This is a genomic window from Kribbella albertanoniae (assembly GCF_004348455.1).
Taxonomy (GTDB): domain Bacteria; phylum Actinomycetota; class Actinomycetes; order Propionibacteriales; family Kribbellaceae; genus Kribbella; species Kribbella albertanoniae.
This window is the reverse complement of record NZ_SMKA01000388.1, coordinates 1-6489: the sequence shown is the minus strand read 5'-3', so window position 1 is coordinate 6489 and position 6489 is coordinate 1. Positions and strand designations below refer to the sequence as shown.

The following is a 6489-nucleotide window of genomic DNA, read 5'->3' as shown; positions in this document are numbered from 1 at the left end:
GACCCCTGGCCCCCCGCCAAACCCGCACGCCCAACCGACCAGCCCTCAACCCGCCACGCCACCACCTGGCCAACCAGCTTCGGCGGAGACTCCTACAGCGGCGGCCACTTCTGAACACACGGGCAGGCTGTATGTAAGTCAGACCCTTATCGGGTCAGCAGTCCGGGGATCAGTGCGCGGAGCGCTCCGCGGGCTTCCTCGACTGCGGCTTCGCGGTCGCCGGCACGGGCGGCGTACAGGGCCGCCTCGTCGAGCGCGCCGGCCACGACGTGAGCTAGTGGACGCACCGGTTGGTCGGCCACGAGTCCGGCATCGATGAGCGATTGAAGAACCCTTTCGACGTTGCCGACGCCGTACCGGAAGCAGATCTCCCGCCACCGCTCCCAGCCGAGCGCTGCCGGTGCCTCGATGAGGGCGATGCGATGCACCTCGGGCTCGGCGCAGGCCGCGAGAAAGGCGTCGATGTTGGCGCCGATCATCGCGTCCACATCGGTCGGGGCCGCCGCCTCGATCTCGGCGGCGATCCGCGCCTGGATCTCCTCCTCGACCTGCTCGACCACCGCAGCGAACAACTCCTCCTTGCCCGCGAACTGGTGATAGAGCGCACCACGGGTCACGCCCGCGGCACGGGCAATCTGATCGGTCGAGATCGCGGCGTACCCGTGCTCTGCGAAGAGCGGGCGCGCGGCCACGACCAGCGCCGCGCGCGTCGCAGCGGTTCGCTGGGCCTGAGTTCTCTTGACTTCCATACAACCTGTCCGTAAGTTGGATACAACCTGTTCGTAACCTTACCTCGGAGGAACCATGGGGGCTCGTACGACGTACCGCGAGGCCGCGCTTTCCGGCGGCGTCATCAGCTACCGGCAGTGCGGGCCCGACGACGGCCGGCCGATCGTCTTCGTGCACGGATTCCTCGTCGACGAGACCATGTGGGCCGATGTGCCCGAACGGCTGGCAGAGCAGGGTTTCCGGGCGATTGCGCCGACCTGGCCACTGGGATCGCACCGGGCGGCCATGCAGCCGGACGTCGACCTCTCCCCGCGAGGCATCGCACAGATCGTGCTGTCGTTCCTCGACGAGCTGGATCTCCAGGACGTCGTACTGGTGGGCAACGACACGGGTGGCGCGGTGTGCCAGTTCCTCCTCGATACCGACGCCAGCCGCATCGGTGCTGTCGTGCTGTCCAACTGCGACGCCTTCACCACGTTCCCGCCCGCCCAGTTCAAGGCGGTGTTCAGCGCGGGCAGGCATCCCTGGCTCGCGGGCCTCATCCTCAAGTCGATGCGCTGGCGTGCGCTGCGGCACTCGTCGTTCGGGATCGGGCCGCTGGCCAAGACCTTCGACGCCGACCAGACCGCCGGCTGGTTCGCGCCGAGCATCGGCAACCCCGCGATCCGGCAGGACATCGCGCGGTTCCTCCGACAGGTCAGCCCCGCCGAACTGGATGGCGTCTCGACCCGCCTCAACCGGTTCGAGGGACCGGTGGCGGTCGTCTGGGGCGAAGACGACCGGGCGTTCCGACCGAAGCTGGGCAAGCGGCTCGCCGCGGCCTTCCGCGACGCCAGCTTCGTGGCCGTTCCGGACGCCAGAACCCTGCTGCCGCTCGACGCGCCGGAACGCTTCGCAACCGAGATCGCCAAGCTGGGCAGCCGTCCGACCTGAGGACGCCGGACAGCTAAATACAGCAATCGACGGATTCGCCTTCGTCATTGCAGCGACAGACTGAGAAGCCTTCAACTGCTGCTGACGACGGGACGGATCATGACCATCCAGCCTTTCACCCTTGAGATTCCGCAAGCCGAGGTCGACGACTTGCAGGCACGGCTGCGGTCGGCGCGCTGGCCGGTGACGCCGGCGGTCGACGACTGGAGCCGCGGGGTCCCGGTCGACTACCTGCGGGAGCTGGCGGCGTACTGGGCTGATGGGTATGACTGGCGAGCGGCTGAGGCTGCACTGAACGCGATCCCGCAGTTCGTAACCGAGATCGGCGGGCAGCGGATCCACTTCTTTCATCAGAAGTCGGCTGAGCCGAACGCGCTGCCGTTGATCCTGACGCACGGCTGGCCGGGGTCGCCGGTGGAGTTCCAAGCGATGATCGGGCGGCTGACCGACCCGGTCGCGTACGGCGGGGATGCGGGCGACGCGTTCGATGTCGTCGTACCGTCGCTGCCCGGGTACGGGTTCTCGACGCCCCTCGGACCAGCCGGGTTCAACCTGTTCGGGGTCGCGCAGATGTGGGCCGAGTTGATGAGTCGGCTCGGCTACGACCGGTACGGCGCTCATGGCACCGATGCCGGATCCGGGGTGACCGGGATGTTGACGATGATCGACGCCGAGCATGTGGTCGGTGCGCACTTGGCCGGGGTCACCGCGGCGGCGCCGTTCGCCGGACCGGTGTCGACCGACGGACTGTCGGAGTCCGACAAGACTCGTGCGGAGACCTTCAACCGGTATCTCGAGGACGGCCTCGGCTACCTGACCTTACAGTCGACGCGGCCGCAGACCCTGGCGTACGGGTTGAACGATTCGCCGATCGGGCAGCTCGCCTGGATCGTGGAGAAGTTCGCCGAATGGACCGACCCGGCCCACAAGCTCCCCGACGAGGCGGTCGACCGCGACCAGTTGCTGACCAACGTGAGCCTGTACTGGTTCACCGGCTCCGGCGCCTCCTCGGCCCACGCCGTGTACGACGGCATGCAGGCCTGGAAGGCAATGCTCGCCCAGCAGCCCGGCGGCGAGGCTGCCGCTGCGTCCTGGGGCCCGGCCAGCCCACCGCCGACCGGTGTCGCAGTCTTCGGTGCCGAGACCGCGATCAAAAGCCTCGTCGACCCGGCCGGCGCGATGACCCACTGGACCGAATACGAGCGCGGCGGCCACTTCGCCGCCATGGAAGTCCCCGACCTCCTCACCACCGACCTGCAGACCTTCTTCCGGCCTCTCCGCTGAGCATACCCTTTGGTATGGTACTGGCTATGAGACTCTTGGTCTGGCGGCTTGTTGTCGGGTGTTTGGCGATGGTTGCCACCGTGCCGTATCTGGCGATGAAGGTCAGCTGGGTGACCGGAGGGTCGATCGGGATGAACGATCCGGCGTACTTCGACACCAGGACCTATCAGATCGGCAACCTGGTGACCATCGGTATGGATGCCGTCGCGGTGGCCGTCGCCGCGGCGCTGACCTTCCGCTGGGGGCGGCGCATTCCGGCCTGGCTGGTGCTCTTCCCGATCTGGGTGGCGACCGGGTTCCTGGCCCCGATCGCCGTACTGACCTTGTTGCCCTCAGCATCGAGCAGCGACACCACGCAGGCGGTCGAGCCGTTGGCGAACTGGGTCTTCACGCTGGTTTATGCGGGATTCGCCGTCCAGGGCGTGCTGTTGATGACGGCGTTCGTGCTGGCTGCTGTCACTCGTTGGCCGAGTGTGTTCAGACAACGCCTCGCCACCGCACCTCGCAGTACGGCGCAGACCTTGTTGCTGCTGCTCACCGCGGCGGGCGCATTGCTCGCGACTGTCGTGGCCGGACTTCAATGGGCGTGGGCGTTCGGGGTGCAGACCGGGCTGCCGGATCAGCTGCTGAAGGACGATAACGTCGCCGCGCGGCTGTCCTACTTCGGCGGGTACGGCGTCTTCACGCTCACCGGCATCGTCGGCGTCATCCTCTTGGTGGTCAGGAAGCCGGCGGGAACGCGGTTGTGGATCCCGCTGGCGGCCACCTGGCTAGGCTCGAGCGCCATGTTTGCCTGGGGCTCCTGGCAACTGGCCACGATGACCGCCCAGGCCGAGCTCGCCGCGCCCGGCTACCAGTTGATCACCTTCCTGCAGGTGCTGGCCGGCGTACTGATGGCGATCGTCGCGGCCTTCGTCATGAACGAACGTATCGGGGCTGCCGCTCACCCCAGTTCCACCAGCACCGCTGCATGGTCCGATGGCCAGACACCGTCAACCGGCGCATCCGCGACCAGTACGGCGGATTTGATGCAACCGAGTTGACCGCTGTGGGGCAGGCCGACATGCACGTAGTCGATGCGGGCGCCCGGCTCCATCGTCGCCGCTACGTGGGGGTTTCGGCGCTGCCAGGTCAGGCCGGCGTCGGCCCGGTCGGCGTAGCGCCAGGCGTCAACGAGCACGAGCCCCGGAACGACCGGAGCAGTGAGATGACCGCCGAGCAACCGGATCTCGTCGGACTCGGGCTCAGCATTCAGGTCGCCGGTCAGCACCGGCGGGTACGCACAACCCACTGACCGCTCGGCTATCAGTCTGCTGATCACCGCGACCTGCTTACACCGGTCGGCCGACGCACCGACAGTCGAGGTGAGCTGCGTCGTGAAGAACGGCATCGTTCCGTCCGCGCATTCGATCCTCGCGAAGAGCGCCGTACGGCCATCATCACCAGGCAGGTCAACGGTTGCCGTCTCCGCGATCGGCCAGCGACTGAGTACAGCGTTGCCGAAGCCGACATTCGAAGCGCCGATCCTGCGCTGCCACGCTTCCGGCGCCGGAGACGGTGCGTGCGCCCAGTGGTAGCCGAGGTCGGCGGCCAGCCAGCCGGCAAGGTTTTCAGTTCCGTCGTCCCAGACTTCCTGAAGCCCGCAGATATCAGGTTGCGTCTGTTCCAGCACCTGACGGATGGCAGCACGACGACTTTGCCAGTCACCGAAACGCCACCAGAGATTCCACGTCATCACCTGAACCACGAACCGCTCCGATCCATCTGTGCTCGCCGGACCATACGGTACCGTTTGGTCCTGGCGGTGCTGGACTCTTGATCCGATGAGGAGCGATGGCGAGCAAGCGGGACTGGCTGGACGCGGGATTGTCGATCCTGACCGAGGACGGCGCACCGGCTCTGACGATCGAGCGGCTGGTGGGCATGCTCGGTCTGACCAAGGGGTCGTTCTACCATCACTTCGGCGGGATGCCGGGCTACAAGACGGCCTTGCTGGACCTCTACGAGCAGGAGTTCACCAGCCGGTTCGTCGAGGCCGTCGACGACGCTCAGGCCACGCCGCGGGCGAGACTGGACGCCTTGATGAAGCTCGTCGTGAACGATCGCCGGCCCGATCCTGAAGTCGCCGTCCGCGCGTGGGCGATGCAGGATGCCGAGGTCGAGCAGGTGCAACGCCGGATCGACAACACCAGGATGAAATATCTGCGGGCGCAATGGCTGGAGCACAGCGGAGACGCGACCGAGGCCAAGTACATGAGCCAGCTGCTCTACCTCTCCCTCATCGGCGCGTTCCACGTTGTCCCACCAGTGAAGGGGCGGGCCCTGCGCCAGCTGTTCGAGTTCGCCATGAACGAGGTCCCGGCCAGGCAGCCGAAGAGTTCCTGAAGGCTGGCCCCGTCGGCTGAGATATTCAGCTGTGCGGAAAAGTCTCGCGGCGCTGACGATTCTCGGCCTCCTGCTCGGCGGATTGGCCATCGCCGTACACGAGGCGCAGCCCTACTACCCGGGCGGCGCCGACATTGTCAGGCTGTCAGCGGACTACAACCTGAAGGCGGACGGCACGCTCGAGGTCACCGAGACCATCGACTACAACTACGGCCATCTCGGCTACCCGCTCGCGAGGGTGATTCAGGTCCGCCGCCCGGCTACCGATGACCTGGGCGCAAGTGTGAAGACCCCAGGAACGGACCGGATCTGGAAGGTTTTCGATGTCACCGCCACAGATTCGTCGGGAGCCAAGGTTGCCGTCGATCTGCGAGAGATGGATCCGTTGCTCCCGCCACTCACCCCCACCGGCATCGACGGCTGGAACAGCCGCCTGTCGGATCTCCATATCAAGGTCGGCGATTCCCTCCCCTACGTCACTGTGCATGCCGGCGACAAGCCTGTGACCCGGATGGCAAGATTCGTCGTCCGCTACAAGGTGCGCGGCGCACTGGAGCGGGCGAGCGGCGGATACGAACTGAACTGGCCGGACCGGCGGCGGTTGGCCTCGGGTGAGCAGCTCGACTACATCGGCGTACCGGTGGTCGACACCCGACTAGCCACTCCCAGCGACCCGATCAGCCCGTCCTGCGCAGGCTACCGAGATGCCCCCGGCGACTGGGCAGTGACGCCTTGCGCGGCCACGACGAAGACCGCCCGCGAGACCATCTTCACCAACGCACAGCAAGGATCCTCGATGACCGTCGTGGCCGGCCTTCCCGGTGACGGCTTCGCTGATGGCGCCGCCTTGTACGACGACTCGCCGGCCCCCGTCTCCGCCTGGATCCGCCGAATCCTGGTCGGCGCACTGCTGGTGGCTGCCCTGGTAGTCATCGCCATCTGGCGCCGACGAGCCGTTCGCACCAGCCAACCCGAGAACTAACCGCTGTCTGCACAACGTCCGAACGATCCGAGGGCGTGGTCTGCGTGTTTGCGGACGTCGTGGCGGCCATGCCGGTAGACCACCCCACACCTCAGACCGGAGAACCCCACGGTGACCGTGCTCGGGACATGGGTAGATCCGCGGGCCGGCCTGGGGGCCGGCCCGCGGATCTACCC

General features: G+C 66.8%; 7 protein-coding genes. 5 read left to right on the top strand and 2 right to left on the bottom strand.

Annotated features, from left to right (window positions below; translation table 11 throughout):
- Nucleotides 1-146: 146 nt before the first annotated feature.
- Nucleotides 147-749: a TetR/AcrR family transcriptional regulator gene (locus E1261_RS42325; RefSeq protein ID WP_132415564.1), complete on the bottom strand. Its 603-nt coding sequence runs from the start codon at nucleotides 747-749 to the stop codon at nucleotides 147-149.
- A 55-nt stretch (nucleotides 750-804) separates the two neighbouring features.
- On the opposite strand from E1261_RS42325, the gene E1261_RS42320 reads away from it, so the two are divergent.
- The 3 genes from E1261_RS42320 (at nucleotide 805) to E1261_RS42310 (ending at nucleotide 3989) form a co-directional block, all read left to right on the top strand.
- The gene (locus tag E1261_RS42320) at nucleotides 805-1662 is read left to right on the top strand and encodes an alpha/beta fold hydrolase (protein WP_132415562.1); all 858 of its coding nucleotides are present in this window, start codon (nucleotides 805-807) and stop codon (nucleotides 1660-1662) included.
- 99 nt (nucleotides 1663-1761) lie between these two features.
- Complete coding sequence (locus E1261_RS42315; protein WP_132415560.1) at nucleotides 1762-2946, top strand: epoxide hydrolase family protein; 1185 nt, start codon at nucleotides 1762-1764, stop codon at nucleotides 2944-2946.
- A gap of 26 nt (nucleotides 2947-2972) precedes the next feature.
- Nucleotides 2973-3989 carry a hypothetical protein gene (locus E1261_RS42310; protein WP_132415558.1) on the top strand — a complete coding sequence of 339 codons (1017 nt, stop codon included), beginning with the start codon at nucleotides 2973-2975 and terminating at the stop codon, nucleotides 3987-3989.
- Here the strand turns inward: E1261_RS42310 and E1261_RS42305 are convergent.
- Nucleotides 3890-4681 (bottom strand): endonuclease/exonuclease/phosphatase family protein, encoded by a 792-nt coding sequence (locus E1261_RS42305; RefSeq protein ID WP_202875447.1) that lies wholly within the window; start codon nucleotides 4679-4681, stop codon nucleotides 3890-3892. The two genes, E1261_RS42310 and E1261_RS42305, sit on opposite strands and share 100 nt — an antisense overlap.
- A gap of 98 nt (nucleotides 4682-4779) precedes the next feature.
- Between E1261_RS42305 and E1261_RS42300 the strand changes: the two genes are divergently transcribed.
- Together E1261_RS42300 and E1261_RS42295 are read left to right on the top strand one after the other, a co-directional pair.
- Nucleotides 4780-5331: a TetR/AcrR family transcriptional regulator gene (locus E1261_RS42300; RefSeq protein WP_132415554.1), complete on the top strand. Its 552-nt coding sequence runs from the start codon at nucleotides 4780-4782 to the stop codon at nucleotides 5329-5331.
- A 31-nt stretch (nucleotides 5332-5362) separates the two neighbouring features.
- Entirely contained in the window at nucleotides 5363-6313 is a 951-nt protein-coding gene (locus E1261_RS42295) for a DUF2207 domain-containing protein (RefSeq protein ID WP_165952835.1), read from the top strand.
- Nucleotides 6314-6489: the final 176 nt, after the last annotated feature.

Coding starts and splice junctions, on each gene's coding strand:
- E1261_RS42325 (WP_132415564.1), bottom strand. CDS start 749: ATGGAAGTCAAGAGAACTCAGGCCCAGCGAACCGCTGCGACGCGCGCG.
- E1261_RS42320 (WP_132415562.1), top strand. CDS start 805: ATGGGGGCTCGTACGACGTACCGCGAGGCCGCGCTTTCCGGCGGCGTC.
- E1261_RS42315 (WP_132415560.1), top strand. CDS start 1,762: ATGACCATCCAGCCTTTCACCCTTGAGATTCCGCAAGCCGAGGTCGAC.
- E1261_RS42310 (WP_132415558.1), top strand. CDS start 2,973: ATGAGACTCTTGGTCTGGCGGCTTGTTGTCGGGTGTTTGGCGATGGTT.
- E1261_RS42305 (WP_202875447.1), bottom strand. CDS start 4,681: ATGACGTGGAATCTCTGGTGGCGTTTCGGTGACTGGCAAAGTCGTCGT.
- E1261_RS42300 (WP_132415554.1), top strand. CDS start 4,780: ATGGCGAGCAAGCGGGACTGGCTGGACGCGGGATTGTCGATCCTGACC.